Source organism: Marmoricola endophyticus (genome assembly GCF_014644415.1).
In the GTDB taxonomy this organism is placed as follows: domain Bacteria; phylum Actinomycetota; class Actinomycetes; order Propionibacteriales; family Nocardioidaceae; genus Marmoricola; species Marmoricola endophyticus.
This window is the reverse complement of the sequence record NZ_BMKQ01000018.1, coordinates 1-514: the sequence shown is the minus strand read 5'-3', so window position 1 is coordinate 514 and position 514 is coordinate 1. Positions and strand designations below refer to the sequence as shown.

The window sequence follows — 514 nt, the reverse complement described above, 5'->3', positions numbered from 1 at the left end:
GAAACCTCTTTATTTAATTTTTGATTAACATCTATAATTTCATCATAATTTCTTAATCCTTTTTGTTCACTATGAAATTTTTCAATGTTCACAGCAGGTACCTTAATATCCCCCTTGTCATATACATCAAGGTCTAATTGCTTTAATCTTGAAATTAATCCAGCATATCTAATTGCTGTTGGTCCTAAATCAACACCTAATTTTCTTTGTCCAAATGTTGATGGTGCACCTATAATATCAATTGCTTTTGTCTTTGTCATAAGCGTCCCCCTTTGCTCTATGTAATTAAAGAATAATGTATGCGCTTACCATTATCAAGCAATAGCTACACATATAATCTGTTTATCTTATTACTTCATAAAAAAAAGCACTTCCCAAAAATGGAAAGTGCAAGTAGTGAGCCATAGAGGATTCGAACCTCTGACCCTCTGATTAAAAGTCAGATGCTCTACCAACTGAGCTAATGGCTCTAATGGCTGGGCTAGCTGGATTCGAACCAACGAGTGACGGAGTC

The 514-nt window shown here is 35.0% G+C and carries 1 protein-coding gene and 1 tRNA gene; both read right to left on the bottom strand.

Features of this window, described 5'->3' with window-relative positions; all coding sequences use genetic code 11:
- On the bottom strand, positions 1-260 hold a 260-nt coding region (locus IEX42_RS18440; protein WP_188781474.1), incomplete at its 3' end, for an arginase family protein.
- Between the two features lie 137 nt (positions 261-397).
- A tRNA-Lys gene (locus tag IEX42_RS18435) sits at positions 398-470 on the bottom strand.
- Positions 471-514: the final 44 nt, after the last annotated feature.